We start from the raw sequence: 22,609 nt of genomic DNA on the forward strand, positions 1-22,609 counted from the left end.
TTATCAGTGGGTTGCTTGGGTGGTCCCGGCGTCGCCAGGATCATCATCATCCGGGGCGTGACCGCCGCCGGCATAGGGATCGGCAATGCCGAACCCTGAAAGTATCTGCGTTTCCAGCCGTTCCATCTGTTCGGCCTCGCCATCCTCAATATGGTCATAGCCCAGCAGATGCAGCACGCCATGGGTGACGAGGTGGGTCAGATGGTCGGCAAACGCCTTGTTCTGTTCCCGCGCCTCGCGCTCCACAGTTTCGAACGCCAGGATCACATCGCCCAACAATACAGGAACCGCCGGGCCGGGCGACAGGAAATCATCATCCTCCCCCTCTTCCTGGCCATCATCGTCCCCGTCCGGGTCGTCTTCATAGTCATCATCGGCGAAATCATCATCGCCGTCGCTGCCATCGTCGCCATCGGCGTGCAGCGCGAAGGACAGCACATTGGTCGGCTTGTCCTTGCCGCGATAGGTGCGGTTCAGCTCATGCACCGTGTCATCATCGGCCAGCACCAGCGACATTTCTGCTGGTCCCTCGGGCAACAGGCCGGGTTCGGCGGTGAGCGCAGCCACCAGGGCGGCATGGGCCGCCCGCTGGCACAGGCCCTCAATATCGCTGATCCGGTCTTCCCAGCGCGGCTCCTCGATGCTGATCAGAATTTCCACGCGGTCGGCGCTGGCATCGGGGGGCGGGGGGGAAGCATTGCTCATTGCGGGTTGTCCGGTTTGCTGGCACGGGCCGCGGCATCATAGGCGCGCACGATGCGGCCGACCAGCGGGTGGCGCACGACATCCTGGTCGCTGAATTCCACGAACGACACGCCTTCCACCCCTTTCAGGATGCTCAGCGCTTCCTTCAGGCCGGATTTGGTGCCGGATGGCAGGTCGATCTGGGTGACGTCGCCCGTCACCACCATGCGGCTGCCCTCCCCCATGCGGGTCAGGAACATTTTCATCTGCATGGGCGTGGTGTTCTGCGCCTCGTCCAGAATGACGAAAGCATGGGCCAGTGTGCGGCCGCGCATGAAGGCGAGCGGGGCCACCTCAATCACGCCGGTTTCGATACGCTTGGCCACCTGATCGGGTGGCAGCATGTCGTTCAGCGCGTCGTACAGCGGACGCAAATACGGGTCGACCTTGTCCTTCATGTCACCGGGCAGGAAGCCCAGCCGCTCGCCCGCCTCCACCGCCGGGCGGGACAGAACGATGCGGTCCACCTTGCCCTGCAGCAGCAGGCTGACCGCCTGGGCGACCGCCAGATAGGTCTTGCCGGTACCGGCGGGGCCCAGGCCGAACACCAGTTCATTCTCGTTCAGCGCCTCCAGGTAACGGGCCTGGGTGGCGCTGCGCGGGGTGATGACCCGGCGCTTGGTGCGGATGGCCCCGTTGGGGTCAGAGAGCTGTGCCAGCCCCTGGCCGGCAGACGGCAGATCGGCGCTGATCGCCATGCGGGCGGCGGCATCCACCTCTGCCGGGCCGACGGGCAGGCCGGCGCGCAGCCGCTCCCACAGGGCCAGGAAGACGGTGCGTGCCGCATCCATGCCCTGCTGATTACCAGCGATGGTCAGCACATTGCCGCGCGTCACCAGCTTGACAGCCAACTGGCGTTCGACGCGGGCCAGATATTGCTCATGCTCCCCAAACAGCAGGGGCAGCAGACGGTTATCGCCAAAGGCCAGTTCGATCCGGCCATCGCCATGCCCTGTCACCACCGGGGCGGAGGTCTGGGCGCTCAAGCCACCGCCTCCGCCGCAACCGGGGCGGCGTGTTGCGGGATCGGGTCGGCCAGATCGCCGGCCAGGCTGTTGGCATGGGCGCCATGGATGCACACATCGACGATGCGGCCCATCAGATGGGCCGGTGCAAAGGCATGGACCGACTGCATGAAGGGGCTGCGGCCCAGCAACTGCCCCTCCAGCTTGCCCACCCGGTCGAACAGAACACCGATGGTGCGGGCCACCAGCGACTGGTTGAAGGCCACCTGCTGGGCGTTCAGCAATTGCTGCACCGCCTGCAGCCGGTCATCCTTCACCGCCTCTTCCACCTGCCGATCCCCCATGGAGGCGGCGGGCGTGCCCGGGCGGGCGGAATATTTGAAACTATAGGCCTGGGCGAAACCAACATCGTTGATCAGGCGCAGCGTGTCGGCGAAATCCTGATCCGTTTCACCAGGGAAACCGGTGATGAAATCCGATGACAAAGCCAGATCGGGCTGGCGGCTGCGCAGCCGGTCAATCAGGCGGCGATAATCATCGGATGTGTGCTTGCGGTTCATCGCCGCCAGAATGCGGTCGCTGCCCGATTGCACCGGCAGGTGCAGGAAGGGCATCAATTGCGGCACGCTGCCATGGGCATCGATCAGATCGTCATCCATGTCGCGCGGGTGGCTGGTGGTATAGCGGATGCGGGCCAGCCCGTCGATTTCCGCCAGCGCCCGGATCAGCCGGCCCAGACCCCAGACCTTGCCATCCGGCCCCTCGCCATGGAAGGCGTTGACGTTCTGGCCCAGCAGGGTGATTTCCACCGTGCCACCGGCCACCATGCGCCGCGCTTCGGCTAGCACCTGGGCGACCGGGCGGCTATATTCCGACCCGCGCGTATAGGGCACCACACAGAAGGTGCAGAACTTGTCACAGCCTTCCTGCACCGACAGGAAGGCGGCGGGCCCGTGCTGGCGGGAGCCTTCTTCCGGCAACAGGTCGAATTTGCTTTCCACCGGGAAATCGGTATTCACCACCCCGCCGGCCCCGCGCACGGCGCGCGTTACCATTTCCGGCAGTTGGTGATAGGTCTGGGGGCCGAACACCATGTCCACATGCGGGGCGCGCATCATGATCTCAGCGCCTTCGGCCTGGGCGACACAGCCGGCCACGGCCAGCACCATGCGCCCACCCTCGGCGGCCTTATCATTCTGCATCAGGCGCAGGCGGCCCAGTTCGGAATAAACCTTTTCCGATGCCTTTTCGCGGATATGGCAGGTGTTGAGGATGACCATGTCCGCGCCTTCGGGCGTGTCGGTCGGCTCATACCCCAGGGGTGCCAGGACATCGACCATGCGGTCGCTGTCATAGACGTTCATCTGGCAGCCATAGGTCTTGATGAACAGCTTCTTCTTCAACAACGCCCCCCGCCCTTGCCGACGGGGCCTTCCGGCAAAAGATGCACCATGGGTTCGGATACACTACCCGCCCCTTAACCCGCCCAAAATAGGCAAGCTGGTGTCTTAGTCAATAAGGCTGCTTCTGTGCAGAGGGGGTGGGTGGGATGCAGATGCACCCCTCACCGCCCTTCCGGCACCCCGCAGGCGGCGTTGATGGCCTGATAGGCGGCGGTGGCGCCGGCCAGGCTGAAGGTGTCGGTGATGCGGCTGCCGCGCGCGCTGGTGCCGCGCGCCGTCATCAGCGTGCCGTTGCGCAGCGCCTGGGTGATGCTGCGGTCAAGGGCGGCATCGCGGGCCCAGGCGCCTTCCCCCTCTACAAACAGTTTGTAGCTTTTGCCGGCGATCTGCAGCATCGCCTCGCTGCGATCCTCAAACGGATATCCGGCAATGTAATTCACCACATCCAGGCTGTTTTCCGCCGGGCGGTGGATGATCAGCAGGAAGACGTCGCCGCGCTTGGTGAAATCCCCCTCCTGCCGCTTGGGCCGGCTGACCATCCAGCAGACGGGGCCGGCGGCTTCATGCAGCATGAAGGCGTTCCAATCCCGGAAACTGCCCAGCAGGCGCGGTTCCGCCGCCTGGACGGTCCCCGCTGTCAGCAGGGCCAGGATGGACAGGGTGAGCCTTTTCTTCCAGCGTGCCGCGCGCATCGGACCTTTCTGCCTGGGTGACGGATCGGGAAGCCCTTCCGGTGTAACGGAAATCAGCGGCCAAACGAAGGCAGAAAAATAAATGTGTGTGTCGGTGATCCAACGGATAGGTCCACCCGTATCAGCGTTGTGATGAAACAAAGCGGCCATTATAGTCCGTGGCCACGCGGACCGCTGGACCGGGACACCGACAAGGTTGTTCCGCGTCGGCGCATGGACAGGATGACCGCCACCGACATGGCCCAAAGCGCAGAAATTGACCGGACCAACGGCCTTTTGCTGCGCGTCGCGCGGGAACATGACCGACAGGCCTTTGTCGAACTGTTTCATCATTTCGCCCCCCGGCTGAAATCCTTCCTGTTAAAGGGCGGGGCGGATGCCGGGATGGCGGAGGAGATTGTCCAGGATGTCATGGTGACGGTCTGGCGCCGGGCCGGCAGTTTCGACCCCGCCCTTTCCGCCGCCGGCACCTGGATTTTCACCATCGCCCGCAACCGCCGCATCGACCGGCTGCGCCAGGAAAGGCGGCCGGAGATTGATCCGGACGATCCGGCCCTGGTGCCGGCCCCGGTAAATGCGGCGGATGAAGGGATGATGATCGAGGAACAGTCGGTCAGGCTGCACCGGGCCATCCGGGAACTGCCGGCCGAACAGGCGGAATTATTGAAGATGGCCTATTTCCAGGATAAGGCGCACAGCGCCATCGCGCAGGAAAGCAACCTGCCGCTGGGGACGGTGAAGTCCCGGCTGCGGCTGGCGCTGGCCCGCCTGCGCAAGGCGCTGGACCCGGCGGATCTGGGCGGAGGTGCATGATGGAACCGTTGGATCATTTCCAGGCCGCCGCGATGGCCCCTTCCCACCATCCGACAGAGGATCTGCTGCTGGCCTATGCTGCCGGCGGGCTGGATGAGGCCATGTCGCTGGTGGTCGCCACCCATCTGGCGCTCTGTCCCCACTGCCGGGCGGAGGTGACGCGGCTGGAGGCGGTGGGCGGTGCCCTGATCGACGATCTGGCCCCGGCAGCCCTGGGCGCCGGCACGCTGGATGCCGTGCTGGCCCGGCTGGATGAACCGAATATCGACCCGATTCCCCTGCCCGTGGCACGGCGTCGTCCGGCCGGGCCGGCCCCGGTGCTGCCGGAACCGCTGCGATCCTATATTGGCGGCGATATTGACCGTATCGGCTGGTCGCGCACCATTCCCGGCCTGGAAGAGGCGGATATCATCTGTGGCGACCGTCGCCGCAGCCGGGTGCGGATGATGCGTATCCGCGGGGGCATGGGGATGCCGCGCCATACCCACCATGGCAATGAACTGACCCTGGTGCTGGCTGGCGGTTTTGCCGATGAGACCGGGCATTTCCTGCGCGGCGATCTGGCCGTCACCGACCCCAGTATCGATCATCGCCCGGTGGCCGATGATGATGGCGACTGTATCTGTCTGGCGGTGACAGATGCGCCGCTGCGCCTGACCGGGCGGTTCCTGCGCTTGCTGAATCCATTTCTGCGCCTGTGATGGGGATCGCGGCACCGGCTGAAAATAAAGGTTAAAAGACCGGCCTTCTTGCCCCTATGGTGGGGCAATTTCATTCGTGCAGGGAATTGGCCGATGGATCATCGCACGCTGGGCCGCACCGATCTGCGGGTACCGTCAATCTGCCTGGGCACCATGACCTGGGGCCGCCAGAACACAGAGGCCGAAGGCTTCGCCCAGATGGATCTGGCGCTGGAGCATGGGCTGACCTTCTGGGACACGGCGGAAATGTATTCCGCCCCGCCATCGCCGGAAACCTATGGCCGGACGGAAGAAATCATCGGCAATTGGTTTGCCCGCACCGGCCGCCGCAAGGATGTGGTGCTCGCCAGCAAGGTGGTGGGCAATACCGATGGCGGCTTTCCCTATATACGGGGCGGCAAGGCGCGGGCTGACCGCGCCAATATCAATGCCGCCATCGAGGCCAGCCTGAAACGGCTGCGCACCGATTATCTGGACCTGTACCAGCTGCATTGGCCCGACCGAAAGGCCGACCGGTTCGGCCGCAGCGTGGAACATCCGGCAGCCGAACCGGGTGAGGTGCCGATTGAGGAGACGCTGGCCGCCCTGTCCGATCTGGTGCGCCAGGGCAAGGTCCGCCATATCGGCCTGTCCAATGAGACGCCTTGGGGCGTGATGCGCTTCATCATGGCGGCCGAACGGCTGGGGCTGGAACGCGTCGTTTCCATCCAGAATCCCTACAGCCTGCTGAACCGCAGTTTCGAAGCGGGCCTGAGCGAAGTGGCCCTGCGCGAGGATGTCGGGCTGCTGGCCTATTCCCCGCTGGCCGGCGGCACGCTGACGGGCAAATATGTGAATGGGGCGATACCGCCCGGTTCCCGCCGCTCCATCGATAATCGCGGCTCCCGCTATGATAATCCGCGCGGGGAGGCGGCGACGCTGGCCTATCTGGATATTGCCCGCCGCCATGGGCTGGACCCGGCGCAGATGGCCATTGCCTTCACCCTGACCCGGCGGTTCGTCACCAGCAGCATCATCGGCGCCACCAGCATCGACCAGCTGCGCATCGCCATCGGGGCCGGTGAGATCACCCTGTCGGCGGAAGTGCTGGCGGAACTGGATCAGGTGCAGGCCGCCAACCCCAACCCCTGCCTGTAATCGTCCGGGCTGGGGGCATTCACATGCTGCGCCTGTTTGTCGGCATCCCGATGCCGGAAACCATCGCGGAGGGGCTGGCCCGGCGCGCTGCCGGGCTGCCCGGTGCGCGCTGGGTAGCACCTGAAAACTACCATCTCACTCTGCGCTATATCGGGGAGGTGGATGAAGGCAGGGCGCAGGATGTGGATGGGGCCCTTGATCTGGTGGTGGCCCCGGATTTCACGCTGACGCTGGATGGTGTCGGCAGTTTCGGCCAGGGCCACCGCCAGCACGCCCTGTGGGCGGGGGTGGCCCCTTCCGACCCGCTGCTGCACCTGCAGGCCAAGGTGGAATCCGCCTTGGTCCGCGCCGGGCTGCCGCCGGAGGAGCGCAAATTCAGCCCCCATGTCACCCTGGCCTATCTGAAGGAAACCCCGACCGCCCGGTTGGGGCTTTATATGGAAACCCATGGGCTGCTGCGGGAAGGCCCGTTCCCGGTGGACCGGTTCACGCTCTATGAAAGCGTGCTGGGATCATCGGGGGCGACATATCACCCGTTGCAGGATTACCCGCTGGGCGGCTGGCGGCCTTGAGGGGCTGTGCCGAAAGTTTTTGATTTTAAGGCACTCCATTATCGTCACCCAGGCTGCGGCCCAGGTGCAGTTTCGGAGAGCGCAGCCCTTGTGACCTGGCCCCCGGCCGCAGCCTGGGGGACGTTTTCGGGCGGCGGTGGACGGCAAAGAGTTAAGCCCCGATCCCCTCCACCGGGCGCAGCAATGCACCATCCGGCAGCTCAATGAAAAACCGTTCGGCCAGCAGGGCGCGGAATTCCCGCTCGTCGCTGATCTGCCGTTCCTCCACCAGCAACCCATCCAGCCGTCGCCGGTACTGGCCATTCAGCAGCGTGTGGCGTTCCCGCAGGGTGGTGCGCGATGCGACGCGGTTCTGCACGAAGCGGGAGCTGGGATGCGTGGCGGTGAAATGATTGCCGAAGGCCAAATCGGCATCCACCACCGCCTCATCGCCGAACCAATAAAGCCCCGACCATTCCCCATCGCGCCGCAGTTCCAGCTCCCAGCCCGGTGACCAGTCGGATTGGCGCAGGCGCCAGCGCTCCCCGCCGCTGTCATATTCCCCCACCCGCAGCGGCAGCGGTTCGGCCAGACAGGAACCGCCAAAGCCGACATCGGTGATATAATCCTGCCCCTCCACCGCCACCAGCAGCAGCAGGTGGCTGCGCCCGCCCGGCTCCCCGCCCATGCGCACCCGCGCCAGCCGGCGGCGGGGGGCAAAGCCGATGGCGGCCAGGGCCAGGGCCAGCAGGCTGTTCTGTTCAAAGCAATAGCCACCGCGCCGCTGCCCCACCAGCTTGGCGCAGATGGCATCCGGTTCCAGCCGGATGGGCAGACCCATCTGGATATCCAGATTCTCAAACGGGATGTTGGCCGTATGGCCGGTATGGATGGCGTGCAGCCCGGCCAGATCGGGCAAAACCGGGCCGTCCAGCCCGATGCGGGCCAGATAGGCGGAAAGATCGAACATCGGGTGGCTTTCCCTGCTGGATTTGTTTATGTCGCCGGCGTCTGCCAGGGGTCATAGGTGCCGAAATGCCAGACATGGCCTTCCGGGTCGCGGATGGTGAAGGCGCGGCTGCCATAGCTGGTCTCGGTGATGCCGCCTTCCAGCGGTTCCACCCCCGCCGCCCGCACCCGCGCCAGCAGCCCATCCACATCCTGTATAATGAAGCACAGGCAGGCAGCGCCGCGCCCGTCCGGGCCGGGGGCATGGAAACCATACTGGTCCTGCTTGTCCGATCCCAGCATCACCATGCCGGCCCCCAGCACCAGCTCTGAATGGATGATCTCATTCTCCGTCGCACCCGGCACCACCAGATGCGGTTGAAAGCCGACCACACGGGTCAGCCAGTCGATGGCCGCCCTGGCGTCGTGATAGCGCAGGCAGGGTGTCACCAGCCCGTCGCGCGGGCTGGGGGCGGTCAATTCCATGGGCATTGCCGGGCCTCCTTGGGCATGGGTGGCCTCCCCGCCACCTTCCCCTACGTCAGCATAATATCGTCAGACTGGCCAGCGCCCCTTTCGCTGCGATAGCTTTTCCTATATGCACGCCATGGAATCGTACCGGCCCCGCCGGCGCGAGCGGTAAACATGCTTGGTTGGGTTGGAGGTTCAAGGTGAAGGGGCTTAAGCCGCTGCTGATATCCGGCAAGGAAGTGCTGCCGCTCGTTGAAGGCGGCAAGGGCATTGCCGTCTCCAACGGGCAAAGCTCCGGCGCCTGGGCGGCGGCGGGTGGTGTCGGCACCTTCTCCGGCGTCAATGCCGACAGCTATGATGCTGATGGCAATATCCTGGATCAGGTCTATCATTCCAAGACCCGGCGCGGCCGGCATGAAGAGCTGATCGCCTATGGCATTCAGGGGGGCATCGCCCAGGCCCGCATCGCGCATGAAATGTCCAACGGCGAAGGCCGGTTGCATGTCAATGTGCTGTGGGAAATGGGCGGGGCCGAGGAAATCCTGCATGGCATCCTGGAAGGGGCGCCGGGCCTGGTGCATGGCGTGACCTGCGGCGCCGGGATGCCTTACAAGGTGGCGGAGATCGCGGCCAAGTTCGGCGTCTATTACTATCCCATCGTCAGTTCGGCCCGCGCCTTCCGGGCCCTGTGGCTGCGCGCCTTCAACAAGTTCCCCAATCTGCTGGGCGGCGTGGTCTATGAAGACCCGTGGCTGGCCGGCGGTCATAATGGCCTGTCCAACAGCGAAGACCCGCAGAAGCCGGAAGATCCCTATCCGCGTGTCGCCGCCTTGCGCCAGATGATGAACAGTTTCGGCCTGACCGAAACCCCGGTCATCATGGCCGGCGGCGTCTGGTGGCTGTCGGAATGGGAACATTGGCTGGATAATCCGGAAATCGGCCCGGTGGCCTTCCAGTTCGGTACCCGCCCGCTGCTGACCCAGGAAAGCCCGATTTCGGAGGCCTGGAAGCAGCGCCTGCTGACCCTGAAGGCCGGCGACGTCTTCCTGAACCGCTTCTCCCCGACCGGTTTCTATTCCTCGGCGGTGCGCAACCCGTTCCTGGAAAACCTGCGCCAGCGCTCCGAACGGCAGATCGCCTTTTCCGTGGAACCGGTGGGCGAGCTGACGGATGAGCTGGCTTTGGGCCCGCGTGGCCGCCCGGTCTATGTCACCAAGGCCGATAAGGACCATGCGGAAGGCTGGATGTCCCAGGGCTTCACCACGGGCCTGAAGACGCCAGACAATACGCTGGTCTTCGTCACGCCGGACGAGTCGCGCCGCATCCTGAAGGATCAGGTGGATTGCATGGGCTGCCTGTCGGCCTGCGCCTTTTCCAACTGGTCGCAGAATGAGGAAGGCACCACCGGCCGCCGCGCCGACCCGCGTTCCTTCTGCATTCAGAAGACCTTGCAGAACATCTCCCATTCCGAAGATGTGGAAAACCAGCTGATGTTCGCTGGCCACAATGCTTATCGCTTCGCCAGCGACCCCTGGTACAAGGACGGCTTCGTGCCGACGGTGAAGCAGCTGGTCGACCGCATCGCCAGCGGTTACTGACGCCTGGCCAGACCTGTTCCGGCGGGTTGGAGGCCGGCGACCGCCGGCCCGCCGCTTGGTAGCGGCGCAAGCCAAGGGTGCGGATGCGCCCGCCCGGCGTCTGAGGGAACGCAAAATACCAACCCGCCAAGGGTCAAGCCCTCGGCGGGTTGGTACAAGGGTCATGCTCCATGGCTCTTGGTATAGTCGCAGAGATCATGCACGGGACAGACGGGGCAATCCGGCTTGCGGGCTTTGCAGATGTAGCGGCCATGCAGGATCAGCCAGTGATGCGCGTGCAGCCGGTAGGTCTTGGGCACCCGTTTCAGCAGGGCCTGTTCCACCGCCTCCACATCCTTGCCCGGTGCCAGCCCGGTGCGGTTGGAGACGCGGAAAATATGCGTGTCGACGGCGATGGTCGGCTCCCCGAAAGCGGTGTTCAGCACCACATTGGCCGTCTTGCGGCCTACGCCCGGCAGTTCCTCCAGATCCTCCCGCCGCTTCGGCACCTCCCCGCCATGTTTTTCCAGCAATATCTGCGACAGGCGGATGACATTGGCGGCCTTGGTTTTGAACAGGCCGATGGTCTTCACATGGTCGCGCACCGTGGCCTCCCCCAATGCCACCATGGCGGCGGGATTGTCGGCCAGCGCGAACAGGGCCTTTGTTGCCTTGTTCACCCCCACATCGGTGGCCTGGGCGGACAAAACCACGGCCACCAGCAGCGTATAAGGGTTTGAATATTCCAGTTCCGTCTGCGGATGCGGGTTACTGGCGGACAGGCGGCGGAAAAATTCATCGATGGCGGCGCGCTTCAAGGCTGGCATCCGGGGGCGGTCAATGGGGGTAGGAGCACCATAGCCAGCCCGGCCCGGCCCGGCAATTATCCCCGTTGCCATCCTCTATCGCCCCGCTATATTTTAGGCCGATGAATGATGCAGCGCCCGATCTTTCCCCCCTGTCGGAGGGGGATGTCAGCGCCGGGGAACCCGTGGCCCCGGCGGAAGAACGGGTTTTCTTTCATGCCACCATCCATCCCCATCGCAGCCTCGACCCCAAAGGGTTTCGTCGCCTGATGGCCTGTGTGGCGGCGGCCAGTACGGCCGTGGGGCTGGCCTTTTTCCTCAGCGGGGCCTGGCCGATTGTCGGTTTCATGGGGCTGGACGTGTTGCTGCTCTATCTGGCCTTCAAGGCCAGTTACCGCAGTGCGGCCGATTATGAACGGGTGGAACTGACCAGCAGCCGGCTGCTGGTGGAACGGGTGCAGGCCAAGCGGCGGTTGCGCTGGAGTTTCCAGCCCACCTGGCTGCGCGTCAGCCTGGAAGAACCGCCGGGCCATCACAGTCAGATCACGCTGTCTTCCCATGGGCGGCATCTGGTGGTGGGGCGGGCGCTGTCCCCGCCCGAGCGTCAGGATTTCGCCAACGCCCTGCGCGCCGCCCTGCATCGCTGCCGATATCCGCATCTGGAAGGAATGGGCCCGTTGAAAAGCCAACCGCTGATCTGATGATTTAGCGAGCGGATTCACACTCCAAAGCGATTACGCTTTTCCGCGATCCGCTCTAGGCCCGGGCGGGTTGGGATTACAGCATCACCGCCCCGCCGCTGGGGCTGAGGCACTGGCCCACCATATGCCGTGCCTCATCCGACGCCAGGAAGACGTAGGAGGGAACGATATCCGCCAGTTCGCCCAGCCGTTGGCTGGGTAGGGTGCGGCGAACCGCCTCCAGGCTGGCGCGGAGGGTGTCGCTGCTGAGCTTGGGGTCAATGGCGCCGGGGGCCACGCAATTGGCCGTCACATTGCGGGCGCCGATATCATGCACCAGGCTGCGGGTGAAACCCAGCAGGGCGCCCGCCGCCGCACCATAAAGCGAATAGCCGGGCGCCCCGTGATAGGCGATGTCCGACACGGTGGTGATGATGCGGCCATAATCCTGATGGAACATCAGCGGCAACACCATGCGCGTCATCATGAAAGCGGAGCGCACATTGGCCGCCATCACCAGATCAAACTGTTCGGCCGTGGTATCCACCACCGGAATGGCCGGGCGCATCCCGGCATTATTGACCAGGATATCCACCCGCCCCAGCCCGGCCACCGCCGCTTCGGTCAGCATATAGGCGCCGTTGGGGCCGCTGATCTCCGTCATCAGGGCCACGGCGCGGCGACCCGACCGTTCAATCTGGCGGACCAGTTCATTGGTAACGGGGCGCTGCGAGACATCTTCATATTGCAGCACCAGATGGGCACCTTCCTCCGCGAAGGCCTGCGCCACCGCGCGCCCCACCGGATTGCCGGCACCGGTGATCAGTGCCACGCGATCCTGCAGCCTTCCCATGTCCCAACGCTCCCAGACTATATGGAATCAAGGCGCCATGGTGCGCGGGTCGGGCCGGTGCCGTCAACCCGTGTGCTGCGGTGACAAGCGCTTCGCAAAACAGGCCGATTCAGCGCGGCCGACATAGGGGGCATAGTTACCGGTCACGCGGTAACCGTGACGACGGTAAAAGGCACAGGCCCGGTCATTGGCCCAGCGGGTTTCCAACACCAGTTGGCGATATCCCAGGGTGCGTGCCTGCTGCTCCAGCCAGGCCAGCACGGCCGCCCCCACCCCCACCGTGCCCGGCATGGCATACATGCGCTTGATTTCAGCGCTACCGGTCACGCCTTCCAGGGGGCGGATGGCGCCGCAGCCCACCGGTTCCCCCTTCAGTCGGGCCAAGGCGAAGGCGCTGCGCCCGGCCACGGCGTCCCAGCCCGCCAACCCGCGCCGCCCATCACTGCCGAACCGGGCCAGCAGGTTGGCTGACAGGGCATCCAGCAGCGGCTGCACCGCCGCATCGTCTGGCTGAGCCGCCTCGATGGTCAAACCCGTGACCGGTTCCGGCAAAATCCGATACATCACGCTGGTGGCGGAAATGAAATCACTGTCCGGGTCTTGGGCATATAGCGGAATCTGCCCGACCAGCTGGAAGCCATGGGCGGCATAGAGTGGCTCCACCGTGCCGCTGCGCGTATCCAGCACCAGCAGGCGTTTGCCCTGGGTACGGGCGATTTCCACCGCGCGGCGGATCAGCGCACCGGCAATGCCGCGATGGCGCGCGTCCGGATGGACCAGCAGCTTGCAGATTTCCGCCCGGTGGCGACCATTGGCCGGCATATCGGTGACCAACTGCACCGTACCCACCGTGCGCCCCTCCAGCTTGGCGGTCAGCAGGTGGCGGCCCCCCGCCCGCACGCCGGTAAAGACGCCCTGCCAGAAACGGGCGGCATCATCCGCCGTAAAGGGCTGCACGAAGCCCACGGAAGCCCCACCATCCACGCAGGCGCGCAGAATGCGGACAAGGTCGGGCAGCAGCGCCGGCAGATCATCGCCGGCAACCTCACAAAGATCGTAATGCATGATGCTCCCTTCAGGGCCGGGTGATGGCGATCAGGTAACGGGCGGGCGCCTCCCCCAGCACGGTGAAGCGCGAGGTGCCGAACAGGCGGAAGCGTAGGCAATCCCCCGGCGCCAGCCGATAGGGCACGCCCTGCAGCATCAGTTCCAGCCCGCCGGACAGCATCCAGACATGCTGTTCCAGCCCATGCACCGGCGGTGCGGCGTAATCGATCACGGTTCCTGGCGGTAAAGTGCCCTCAATCAGTTCCGTATCGAAGCCATTCGCCGGTGGGGAAATGGAACGGCGGTGAAAGCCGGTGCCGGGGTCGATCCAGACTGGTTGCTGGTCCGGGTGCAGCAGGCTGACCGGCTGGCTTTCCACCTCCGCCAGCAGGCGCGACATGGTGCGGCCATAGGCGGTGCAGAGCCGCCCCAGCAGGCTGGCCGTGGGGCTGGTCTCCCCCCGTTCCAGCCGGGAGAGCGTGGCCTTGCTGACCCCGCTGCGGGCGGCCAGCTCATCCAGCGACCAGCCCTGTTCCTGGCGCAGTTGCGCCAGACGGGCAGCGAGGCGATCATCAAGATCAGGGGATGTGTCGTTCTGTTCCATAAATGAGAAAATATCCCAAATTCGGAACTGCAACAACAAAGAAAAAGGCGCCGGGGGGATGCCCGACGCCTTGTCCCTTTTCGCCTTGCCCATCCCGGCCCCGCAGGCGGCGCCGGAAAGTGTGCGATCAGGCATTGCCCTGGGTCTGCGGCATACCCTGGCCCAGCACCTGACGGCGGTACAGATCGACGAAATCCAGCGGCTGCAGCAGCAGGGGCGGGAAACCGCCCTGGGACGTCATGTCGGCGATGATCTGGCGGGCGAACGGGAACAGCAGGCGCGGCCCCTCGATCAGCAGCACGGCGCGCTGCTGGTCCTGCGGCAGCGGCGGCAGGGTGAAGACGCCGCAATAGACCAGTTCGGCGATGAAGGCGGTCATCTCGCCCATCGTGGCTTCCACGCGCAGGCGCAGCTGCACCTCCGCCACATTCTCACCCAGGGCCTGGCCCTGCAGATCGACCTGCAGATCGATCTTCGGCTGTTCGGTGGCGGCCATCAGGCTGCGCGGGGCATTGGGATTCTCGAAGGAGAGATCCTTGACATACTGCACATTGACGACGAGCGGCATGATCGGCGCGCTGTTGTCCTCGGCGGTATCGATGCCGTTGGCGTTGGTCTCGTCGCTCATGAAATGCCTGCTCCGGTTGGAATGCATCGGGGTTTAAGGATTGCCGGCGGGACTAGCACGGATAGGGTTTTTCGGCAATGGTGGCATCGCGCCGCTGCTGGCTTGACAGGCGGCGGCAGAGGGGCTTTAAAAGCCTTACGTGGTGATTTGTGACCGGATTGCAGGCCACGTTGAAAAGAAACTGCTAAAAGGTCGAAGCCATTGCCGCCGGGTTCCCCGGCCTAAAGGGCCTCGATCCGCCGGTCGGGGCCTGTTTCATTTCAGGCCCGTGCTTGCATGAAGGGCCTTGGAAGCGATGGCACATGATCCGTCTGACAATCTGAACCCCGCCACCCTGCTGGTGCATGGCGGCACCCGCCGCAGCCAGTTTGAGGAGACGAGCGAGGCGATCTTCATGACCTCCGGCTATGTCTATGACAGTGCCGAGGCGGCGGAGGCCGCTTTCATCAATGATGGGTCGCGCTTCGTCTATAGCCGCTTCCGCAACCCGACCGTGGCGATGTTTGAGGATCGGCTGGCCCAGTATGAGGGGTTCCCCCGCTGCTTCGGCACCGGGTCCGGCATGGCCGCTGTCCATGCCGCCGTGTTCGGCCTGCTGAAGGCGGGCGACCGGCTGGTGGCCAGCCGTGCCCTGTTCGGCTCCTGCCTCTATATCGTCAGCGATCTGGCCAAGCGCTTCGGCATTGAAAGCGTGATCATCGACGGCACCAAGCCGGAGGAATGGGAAAAGGCCCTGTCCGTCCCCACCAATCTGGTCTTCCTGGAAACCCCCAGCAACCCGTGCCTGGAGGTGGTGGACCTGTCGCATGTGGTGCCGCTGGCCCACAAGGCCGGGGCCAAGGTGGTGGTGGATAATGTGTTCGCCACGCCGGTGCTGCAAAAGCCGCGTGATTTCGGCGTGGATGTCGTTGTCTATTCCGCCACCAAGCATATTGATGGCCAGGGCCGCTGCCTGGGTGGTGCGATCCTGTGCGATGATGAGGTGGCGGCGTTGCTGGCGCCCTATCTTCGCCATACCGGCCCGGCGCTGAGCCCCTTCAATGCCTGGCTGCTGCTGAAGGGTCTGGAGACGCTGGAACTGCGCGTGCGCGCCCAGTCCGCCAGCGCCTTGAAGGTGGCCGCGTTCCTGGAAAGCCACCCGGCGGTGGAACGGGTGCTGTATGCCGGGCTGGACAGCCACCCGCAGCGCGAATTGCTGAAGCGGCAGATGGATGGCGGCAGCAACCTGATCTGCTTCCATCTGAAGCCGTTCCGGGGCGATGCCAAGGCTGCCGCCTTCACCACCCTGAACAACCTGCGTGTCATCAAGATTTCCAACAATCTGGGTGACAGCAAAAGCCTGGCCACCCACCCCTTCACCACCACGCATCAGCGCCTGACGGTGGAAGAAAAGGCCACGCTGGGCATTGGTGCTGGCACCATCCGCCTGTCGGTGGGGCTGGAAAATGCCGACGACCTGATCAACGACCTGAAGCGCGGGCTGGATCAGTTGGTTTGATGGTCATATCCCTCAGGTGCCGGGCACTGCCTCTGGCAGCTTGACTTACGCGGGCACGGTGGTACCCGCAGGCCGGCCGTCGTCGACCTCCAAGGGGCATGGATCATGCCCCTTGGTATAATCCACAGCACATAATAAAGTTACCCATCATATCCAGAAAGTGCCCTTCCATGTCGCACCCCAGCACCAACCGCTGCATCGTTCCCGTCGCCTTGGATGACCGCGCCTATGACATCCATATCGGCGCCGGCCTGCTGGCCGATGCCGGGGCGCTGATCCAGGCGGTGGTGCCGGGCCGGCCGCTGGTGGTGCTGACTGACAGCCATGTGGCCGAACGGCACCTGTCGCCGCTGCTGGCCTCCCTTGCCGCCAGCGGCGCCCGGGTGCTGGAACCGGTGGTGGTGCCGGCGGGGGAGGCATCCAAGGAAATGTCCCGCCTGGGCGAAGTGATGGACGCGCTGCTGTCGCGCGGCATCGAGCGCAAGACGGTGCTGGTGGCGCTGGGCGGCGGCGTGGTGGGTGACCTGGGCGGTTTTGCCGCCGCCATCGCGCTGCGCGGGCTGGATTTCATCCAGGTGCCGACCACCCTGTTGAGTCAGGTTGACAGTTCTGTGGGCGGCAAGACCGGCATCAACAGCCGCCATGGCAAGAACCTGATCGGCGCCTTCCACCAGCCGCGTCTGGTGCTGGCCGATACCGACACACTGGCCACCCTGCCGAAACGCGAAGTGCTGGCCGGCTATGCGGAGGTGGTGAAATACGGGCTGATCGATAATCCCGGCTTCTTCCAATGGCTGGAAGAACAGGGCCAGGCCATCGTTGATGGTGATCCCGCCCTGCTGGCAGAGGCCATCCGTGTCTCCTGTCTGGCCAAGGCCGCCATCGTGGCGCAGGACGAAAAGGAATCGGGCCTGCGCGAGCTGCTGAATCTGGGCCACACGTTTGGCCATGCGCTGGAGGCGGAGGCCGGTTATGGCGACGCCCTGCTGCATGGCGAAGCGGTTGCCATCGGCATGGTGATGGCGTTTGACCTGTCGGTGCGCATGGGCCTGTGCCCCGCCGAGGATGCCGCGCGCGCCCGCGCGCATCTGGCCGCCGTCGGCCTGCCGGTGACGGCGGCGCATCTGGGCGGTGGCACCTGGACGGCGGAAAAGCTGCTGGCCCATACGGCCAAGGACAAGAAGGTGAAGGATGGCCGCGTCACCTTCATCCTGGCGCGCGGCATCGGCAAGGCCTTCCGCTGCGCCGATGTGGCGCTGGATGATGTGAAGGCGGTCTTTGCCGCTTCCCTGGCCGGGTGAGGATGACATGGCCGCTGCTCCCTTCACCATCCCCCGGCTGATCGGCCATCGCGGTGCCGCCCGCCATGCCCCGGAAAACACGCTGTCCGGGATGCGCACCGCCGCGCTGCAGGGCGCGCTGTGGGTGGAACTGGATGTGAAGCTGACGGCGGACGACGTGCCCGTGCTGCTGCATGATGATGATCTGAACCGCACCACCAACGGCCATGGCCCTGCGGCGCAGATGGATTTCGTCGAGATGCGCAAGCTGGATGCCGGTTCCTGGTTCTCCCGCGAGTTTCGCGGCGAAAAGGTGCCGACCCTGGCGGAGGCGATCCAGGCGGCGCAATTGCTGGATCTGGGCTTGAACCTGGAAATCAAGCCCTGCCCCGGCCGCGATGAACAGACGGCAGGCATCGCCCTGTCGCTGGCGCTGAGCCTGTGGCCGGCCGACCGGCCGCCACCGCTGATCAGCAGCTTTTCCGTGGAAGCGCTGGAAATGGCCAAAACCGTGGCCCCGCACTGGCCACGCGGTTACCTGATGGATAAGGTGCCGGCCAATTGGGCGGAGATTGCCGACCGGCTGGACGTCACCACCATCAACATCAATGCGAAACGGGAAACGGCGGTAACCGTCGCCGCCTACCGCGCCACCGGCCGGCAGGTGCTGGCCTATACGGTGAATGACAAAAACGACGCCCTGCGCCTGTTCACCTGGGGCGTCCAGAGCCTGTTCACCGACACGCCCAAGGGTCTGCTGCAGGGGCTGACGGGGCGGGGCTGAGGGGCCACACAGCCGCTACAAAAAAGGGGGGCGAATGACCGCCCCCCCCTTACACTTACTCGCCAAACACGCGGCGGAAAATCGTGTCCGCATGTTTGGTGTGATAGGCCAGATCGAACACATCATCGATCTGCGCTTCGCCCAGATGCTGCACCACATCGGCGTCGGATTTCAGCATGGTGCGGAAATCCTTGCCTTCCAGCCAGACCGGCATGGCGTTGCGCTGCACGGCGCGATAGGCATCCTCGCGGCTCATCCCCGCCTGGGTCAGGGCCAGCAGCACGCGCTGGGAATTATGCAGGCCACCCAGCATATCCAGGTTCTTCTGCAGGTTCTCCGGATAGACCACCAGCTTTTCCACCAGACCGGTGGCGCGGGCGAGCGCGAAATCCAGCGTCACGGTGGCGTCGGGGCCGATCATGCGTTCGACGGAGGAGTGGGAGATATCCCGCTCATGCCACAGGGTGACATTCTCCAAAGCCGGGGTGACATAGCCGCGCACGATACGGCTCAGCCCCGACAGGTTTTCCGACAGCACCGGGTTGCGCTTGTGCGGCATGGCGCTGGAGCCCTTCTGGCCGGGGGAGAAATATTCCTCCGCCTCGCGCACTTCTGACCGCTGCAGGTGGCGGACTTCCGTTGCCAGATTGTCCAGCGACGCGGCGATGACGCCCAGCGTGGCAAAGAACATGGCGTGGCGGTCACGCGGGATCACCTGGGTGGAATGCGGCTCCACCGCCAGCCCCAGCTTTTCCGCCACATATTCTTCGACGAACGGGTCGATATTGGCAAAGGTGCCGACGGCACCGGAAATGGCGCAGGTGGCGATTTCGGCGCGGGCCGCTTCCAGGCGCTTGCGGTTGCGGGCGAAGGCCGCGTAATGGCCGGCCAGCTTCACCCCGAACGTCGTCGGCTCGGCATGGATGCCATGGCTGCGGCCGATGGTCGGCGTGTACTTATGTTCCAGCGAACGGCGCTTCAGCGCGTCCAGCAGCTTGTCCAGATCGGCCAGCAGCAGATCGGCGGCCTGGGTCAGCTGCACGGCCAGACAGGTATCCAGCACGTCGGAGCTGGTCATGCCCTGATGGACGAAGCGCGCCTCCGGCCCGACATGCTCGGCCAGATTGGTCAGGAAGGCGATGACGTCGTGCTTGGTCTCGCGCTCGATCTCGTCGATGCGGTCGATCTCCCAGGCCCCGCGCTCCCACACGGCCTTGGCGGCCTCGGCGGGGATCACCCCCAGCTTGGCCTGCGCATCGCAGGCATGGGCCTCGATCTCGAACCAGATGCGGAACCGGTTTTCCGGTTCCCAGATACGGGTCATTTCGGGGCGGGAATAGCGGGGGATCATGGTCGTCGGCCCTGGCGCGAGAGAGGTGGCGGGAAAGGCGGGGCGGACCATAAGGGCAAGCATCCACCCTGACCAGTGCCGGACGGGACAGGGTGCCATGTCCCTTGGTTTTTACATTTTCCCTCAAGCACCGGGCGGGCGCATCGGCGCCCTTGGCTTGCGCCGCACGTGCGACGTTTGAGCTTGTTTGGCACTTGGGTATATAACCCCTAACCCAGCGCGGCCTGATCGCTGCTGCGCCGGTCACGGGCAATGTCCAGGAAGACATCCTCCATCGTGGCGCGGCCATAGCGGGCCAGCAGGTCGGCCGGCGATCCGCGATCGACGATCTGGCCGCCCTTCATCATCAGCACGCCATCACACAGCCGCTCCACCTCCGCCATGTTATGGCTGGCCAGCAGGATGGTGGCGCCGGTGCGGGCGCGATAGCGCTCCAGATAGGTTCTGATCCAGTCGGCCGTATCCGGGTCCAGGCTGGCCGTCGGCTCGTCCAGCAGCAGCAATTCCGGCTCGTTCATCAGGGCCTTGGCCAGCGCCACCCGCGTCTTCTGCCCGGCCGACAGGTTGCCGGCTGGCCGGTCCAGCAGGCGGGTCAGTTCCAGCTCTTCCGCCAGCTGGGCGATGCGCGCCTTCAACCCCGTCAGCCCGTAGAGATGACCATAGACGGTCAAGTTCTCCGTCACCGTCAGCCGGTGGGGCAGATCGACATAGGGGCTGGAGAAATTCATCCGCGGCAGCACGCGGTAACGCTGGCTGGCCATGTCATGGCCCAGCACCTCCACCGTTCCCGATGTGGGCAGCAGCAGGCCCAGCAGGATGGAAATGGTGGTGGTCTTGCCGGCCCCATTGCCGCCCAGCAATGCCACCGTCTGGCCTGCAGGCACGGTGAAGCTGATCTGGTCCAGGGCGGTGACCGGGCCGAATTTCTTTGTCAGTGCCTCCACCCGGATGGCGGGCGGGGCGGGGGGCGGATTGCCTTTGTCTCTGTCTGTGTCGCTGGGCATGAAGATTGATGGTCCTGAAGCGGGAACACCCCTAATCTGGTCAGGGAAATGGCCATAATGATGGCCGCGATTGATAATGGTGGGACAAAGGGATGAGTGAAGCAACCCCGAATAGCCATCCGCAGCTGCCGGGCAATGAGGGGCGGGTCAGTGCCCGCACCCTGCTGACCATCCGCTGGATCGCGGTGCTGGGCCAGTCCATCACCTTGGCGATGGTGACGCTTGGCCTGAACCTGCCCTTGCCCCTGCCCTTTGCCGTGGCGGCGGTGGCGGTATCGGTGATCATCAACCTGTTCGCCATCCGCCGCCTGGCCCACCAGCCCTTTTTGGGTGACCGCGACGCCGCCTTCTATCTGGCCTATGACATGGTACAGCTGGCCGTGCTGCTGTACCTGACCGGCGGGCTGGATAATCCGTTCGCCGTGATGATGCTGGCCCCGCTGACCGTGGCGGCCAGCACCCTGGGGCGGGAGGCGGTGACCATGCTGGTGGCGCTGGCCGTGCTCTGCTTCACCACCCTGGCTTTGACTGCCCTGCCGCTGCCCTGGCCCGGCCAGACGGAGGCGGGGTTGCCGCCGGTCTATCGCTTCGGGGTGTGGACGGCGCTGACCATGTCGGCCGGCTTCATCGCCGGCTATCTCTATAAGGTGGCGGATGGCGCCCGGCGCCTGTCCATGGCGCTGAATGCCAGCCAGGAGGCGCTGGCCCGGGCGCAGAGCGCGTCCGCCGTGGGTGCCCTGGCGGCAGCGGCCGCGCATGAGCTGGGCAGCCCGCTGGGCACCATCGCCGTGGTGGCCAAGGAACTGGCGCGCGACACGCCACCCGACAGCCCGATTGCCGAAGATGTGGCCCTGCTGCAAAGCCAGGTGGCGCGCTGCCGCGACATTCTGGCCGAACTGTCGCGCCGGCCGGGTGACCGGGGCGGGGCGGAACCGTTCGTGCCCATCGCCGCCTTGTTGGAGACGACGGCCAGCCCCTATTTCCGCCCCGGCATCAGCCTGGAAGTCGTCAATGTGAACGAGCCGGAGGATGGCACCCCCAATGTGCAGCCAGTGCCGGAAATGGTGCATGGCATGGCCAATATCCTGCAGAACGCCATGCAGTTCGCCGCCTCGCGCGTGCTGGTGACGGTGGATTGGACGGCACCGGGCGTGGCGTTGACGGTGCAGGATGACGGGCCGGGCTATCCGCCGGCCCTGCTGCCGCGGCTGGGTGAACCCTATGTCAGCGGTCGCACCCTTGCAGCGCGTGAGGCGGCGGGCAATATGGGGCTGGGCCTGTTCATTGCACAGACACTGCTGGAACGTTCCGGTGCTGTGGTGACCTATGCGAATGGCAGATCGGGTGGGGCCATGGTTGCCATCCGCTGGAAACATCCCACCTTCACGGTGTAGAACCCCTCTCAGGATCGAAGCAGAAAGTCCGAATGATGAGCGATGAAGCCCTGCTCTCCGGGGACCAGCCGAAATTGACCTTCACGGGCGATGCCTCGCGCAGCCTGTTGATCGTGGATGATGACGCGCCCTTCCGCATCCGTCTGGCGCGCGCCATGGAGCGGCGGGGCTTTGATGTGGTGGCGGTGGATAGCGTCAATATGGGTATCGAGGTGGCGCATGAAAGCGCGCCGCGCTATGCCGTGGTTGATCTGCGGCTGGGCGACGGGTCGGGCCTGGATGTGGTGAAGGCGCTGCGCGACGCGCGGCCCGATGCCCGCATCGTCATGTTGACCGGCTATGGCAATATCGCCACCGCCGTGGCGGCGGTGAAGTTCGGCGCGGTGGATTATCTGCCCAAACCGTCCGATGCCGATGCGGTGGAAGCGGCCCTGCTGGCTGATGGCCCCCTGCCGCCGCCGCCGGAAAGCCCGATGTCGGCCGACCGGGTGCGCTGGGAACATATCCAGCGGGTGTTTGAACAATGCGACCGCAATGTCTCTGAAACCGCCCGCCGGCTGAAAATGCATCGCCGCACCCTGCAGCGTATCCTGAACAAGCACGCCCCCAAGGCGTGACCGGCCGGGCTTGCCCAAGACCAGTACCCTTTGCAGTCCCCCTTTCCAGCGTGCGCCCCTT

Annotated in this window: 24 protein-coding genes and 1 riboswitch; of the genes, 11 read left to right on the plus strand and 13 right to left on the minus strand. The window is 64.9% G+C overall.

Features of this window, described 5'->3' with window-relative positions:
* Window positions 1–3: 3 nt before the first annotated feature.
* The 4 genes from ybeY to PCJ49_RS13305 all read right to left on the minus strand — a co-directional run bounded on the left by ybeY (window position 4) and on the right by PCJ49_RS13305 (window position 3,804).
* The gene (ybeY, locus tag PCJ49_RS13290; protein WP_269911327.1) at window positions 4–705 is read right to left on the minus strand and encodes an rRNA maturation RNase YbeY; all 702 of its coding nucleotides are present in this window, start codon (window positions 703–705) and stop codon (window positions 4–6) included.
* Entirely contained in the window at window positions 702–1,730 is a 1,029-nt protein-coding gene (locus PCJ49_RS13295; RefSeq protein WP_244559549.1) for a PhoH family protein, read from the minus strand. The genes ybeY and PCJ49_RS13295 overlap by 4 nt, the downstream gene beginning before the upstream one ends.
* The gene (gene miaB / locus PCJ49_RS13300) at window positions 1,727–3,112 is read right to left on the minus strand and encodes a tRNA (N6-isopentenyl adenosine(37)-C2)-methylthiotransferase MiaB (RefSeq protein ID WP_269911328.1); all 1,386 of its coding nucleotides are present in this window, start codon (window positions 3,110–3,112) and stop codon (window positions 1,727–1,729) included. The genes PCJ49_RS13295 and miaB overlap by 4 nt, the downstream gene beginning before the upstream one ends.
* Before the next feature lie 161 nt (window positions 3,113–3,273).
* Window positions 3,274–3,804: an invasion associated locus B family protein gene (locus PCJ49_RS13305; protein ID WP_269911329.1), complete on the minus strand. Its 531-nt coding sequence runs from the start codon at window positions 3,802–3,804 to the stop codon at window positions 3,274–3,276.
* 222 nt (window positions 3,805–4,026) lie between these two features.
* Between PCJ49_RS13305 and PCJ49_RS13310 the strand changes: the two genes are divergently transcribed.
* The 4 genes from PCJ49_RS13310 (at window position 4,027) to thpR (ending at window position 7,027) form a co-directional block, all read left to right on the plus strand.
* Window positions 4,027–4,617: a sigma-70 family RNA polymerase sigma factor gene (locus PCJ49_RS13310; protein ID WP_269911330.1), complete on the plus strand. Its 591-nt coding sequence runs from the start codon at window positions 4,027–4,029 to the stop codon at window positions 4,615–4,617.
* A complete protein-coding gene (locus tag PCJ49_RS13315) occupies window positions 4,614–5,318 on the plus strand; it encodes a ChrR family anti-sigma-E factor (protein ID WP_269911331.1) in 705 nt (234 codons plus the stop codon). Before PCJ49_RS13310 ends, PCJ49_RS13315 begins: the two co-directional genes overlap by 4 nt.
* A 93-nt stretch (window positions 5,319–5,411) precedes the next feature.
* Window positions 5,412–6,455, plus strand: coding sequence for an aldo/keto reductase (locus PCJ49_RS13320; protein WP_269911332.1), 1,044 nt, complete (start codon window positions 5,412–5,414; stop codon window positions 6,453–6,455).
* Between the two features lie 23 nt (window positions 6,456–6,478).
* Window positions 6,479–7,027, plus strand: a complete 549-nt coding sequence (gene thpR / locus PCJ49_RS13325; protein WP_269911333.1) for an RNA 2',3'-cyclic phosphodiesterase — start codon at window positions 6,479–6,481, stop codon at window positions 7,025–7,027.
* A gap of 151 nt (window positions 7,028–7,178) precedes the next feature.
* Here the strand turns inward: thpR and PCJ49_RS13330 are convergent, their stop codons facing one another.
* Both PCJ49_RS13330 and PCJ49_RS13335 read right to left on the minus strand, forming a co-directional pair.
* Window positions 7,179–7,976 (minus strand): arylamine N-acetyltransferase, encoded by a 798-nt coding sequence (locus PCJ49_RS13330; protein WP_269911334.1) that lies wholly within the window; start codon window positions 7,974–7,976, stop codon window positions 7,179–7,181.
* A gap of 26 nt (window positions 7,977–8,002) precedes the next feature.
* A complete protein-coding gene (locus tag PCJ49_RS13335; protein WP_269911335.1) occupies window positions 8,003–8,446 on the minus strand; it encodes a VOC family protein in 444 nt (147 codons plus the stop codon).
* A 179-nt stretch (window positions 8,447–8,625) separates the two neighbouring features.
* On the opposite strand from PCJ49_RS13335, the gene PCJ49_RS13340 reads away from it, so the two are divergent.
* Window positions 8,626–10,023, plus strand: coding sequence for a nitronate monooxygenase (locus PCJ49_RS13340; protein ID WP_089288849.1), 1,398 nt, complete (start codon window positions 8,626–8,628; stop codon window positions 10,021–10,023).
* A gap of 161 nt (window positions 10,024–10,184) precedes the next feature.
* Here PCJ49_RS13340 and nth read toward each other — a convergent pair whose 3' ends face one another.
* A complete protein-coding gene (gene nth / locus PCJ49_RS13345) occupies window positions 10,185–10,820 on the minus strand; it encodes an endonuclease III (protein WP_269911447.1) in 636 nt (211 codons plus the stop codon).
* Between the two features lie 110 nt (window positions 10,821–10,930).
* Between nth and PCJ49_RS13350 the strand changes: the two genes are divergently transcribed.
* Window positions 10,931–11,509 (plus strand): DUF2244 domain-containing protein, encoded by a 579-nt coding sequence (locus PCJ49_RS13350; RefSeq protein ID WP_269911336.1) that lies wholly within the window; start codon window positions 10,931–10,933, stop codon window positions 11,507–11,509.
* Window positions 11,510–11,585: 76 nt separating this feature from the next.
* On the opposite strand, the gene PCJ49_RS13355 is transcribed toward PCJ49_RS13350, so the two are convergent.
* From PCJ49_RS13355 to secB, 4 genes are all read right to left on the minus strand, one after another.
* On the minus strand, window positions 11,586–12,341 hold the full coding sequence (locus PCJ49_RS13355; RefSeq protein ID WP_269911337.1) for an SDR family oxidoreductase: 756 nt from the start codon (window positions 12,339–12,341) through the stop codon (window positions 11,586–11,588).
* Window positions 12,342–12,404: 63 nt separating this feature from the next.
* Window positions 12,405–13,406, minus strand: coding sequence for a GNAT family N-acetyltransferase (locus PCJ49_RS13360; RefSeq protein ID WP_269911338.1), 1,002 nt, complete (start codon window positions 13,404–13,406; stop codon window positions 12,405–12,407).
* 10 nt (window positions 13,407–13,416) lie between these two features.
* The gene (locus PCJ49_RS13365) at window positions 13,417–13,992 is read right to left on the minus strand and encodes an XRE family transcriptional regulator (protein ID WP_269911339.1); all 576 of its coding nucleotides are present in this window, start codon (window positions 13,990–13,992) and stop codon (window positions 13,417–13,419) included.
* A 127-nt stretch (window positions 13,993–14,119) separates the two neighbouring features.
* On the minus strand, window positions 14,120–14,620 hold the full coding sequence (gene secB, locus PCJ49_RS13370) for a protein-export chaperone SecB (RefSeq protein ID WP_089288726.1): 501 nt from the start codon (window positions 14,618–14,620) through the stop codon (window positions 14,120–14,122).
* A 129-nt stretch (window positions 14,621–14,749) separates the two neighbouring features.
* Window positions 14,750–14,828, plus strand: a riboswitch (SAM riboswitch).
* Between the two features lie 87 nt (window positions 14,829–14,915).
* On the opposite strand from secB, the gene metZ reads away from it, so the two are divergent.
* The 3 genes from metZ (at window position 14,916) to ugpQ (ending at window position 18,182) form a co-directional block, all read left to right on the plus strand.
* Window positions 14,916–16,118, plus strand: coding sequence for an O-succinylhomoserine sulfhydrylase (metZ, locus tag PCJ49_RS13375; protein WP_269911340.1), 1,203 nt, complete (start codon window positions 14,916–14,918; stop codon window positions 16,116–16,118).
* Between the two features lie 170 nt (window positions 16,119–16,288).
* Window positions 16,289–17,419: a 3-dehydroquinate synthase gene (aroB, locus tag PCJ49_RS13380; protein ID WP_089288842.1), complete on the plus strand. Its 1,131-nt coding sequence runs from the start codon at window positions 16,289–16,291 to the stop codon at window positions 17,417–17,419.
* Between the two features lie 7 nt (window positions 17,420–17,426).
* Window positions 17,427–18,182, plus strand: a complete 756-nt coding sequence (gene ugpQ, locus PCJ49_RS13385) for a glycerophosphodiester phosphodiesterase (protein WP_269911341.1) — start codon at window positions 17,427–17,429, stop codon at window positions 18,180–18,182.
* A 55-nt stretch (window positions 18,183–18,237) separates the two neighbouring features.
* On the opposite strand, the gene purB is transcribed toward ugpQ, so the two are convergent.
* Together purB and PCJ49_RS13395 are read right to left on the minus strand one after the other, a co-directional pair.
* Window positions 18,238–19,533, minus strand: coding sequence for an adenylosuccinate lyase (gene purB, locus PCJ49_RS13390; RefSeq protein ID WP_089288840.1), 1,296 nt, complete (start codon window positions 19,531–19,533; stop codon window positions 18,238–18,240).
* A 209-nt stretch (window positions 19,534–19,742) separates the two neighbouring features.
* On the minus strand, window positions 19,743–20,537 hold the full coding sequence (locus PCJ49_RS13395) for an ABC transporter ATP-binding protein (protein WP_269911342.1): 795 nt from the start codon (window positions 20,535–20,537) through the stop codon (window positions 19,743–19,745).
* A gap of 92 nt (window positions 20,538–20,629) precedes the next feature.
* On the opposite strand from PCJ49_RS13395, the gene PCJ49_RS13400 reads away from it, so the two are divergent.
* Complete coding sequence (locus tag PCJ49_RS13400; RefSeq protein ID WP_269911343.1) at window positions 20,630–21,931, plus strand: ActS/PrrB/RegB family redox-sensitive histidine kinase; 1,302 nt, start codon at window positions 20,630–20,632, stop codon at window positions 21,929–21,931.
* Window positions 21,932–21,963: 32 nt separating this feature from the next.
* A complete protein-coding gene (locus PCJ49_RS13405) occupies window positions 21,964–22,548 on the plus strand; it encodes an ActR/PrrA/RegA family redox response regulator transcription factor (RefSeq protein WP_247878707.1) in 585 nt (194 codons plus the stop codon).
* The last annotated feature ends 61 nt before the right edge of the window (window positions 22,549–22,609 follow it).

Source organism: Niveispirillum sp. BGYR6, from assembly GCF_027568365.1.
Classification (GTDB): domain Bacteria; phylum Pseudomonadota; class Alphaproteobacteria; order Azospirillales; family Azospirillaceae; genus Niveispirillum.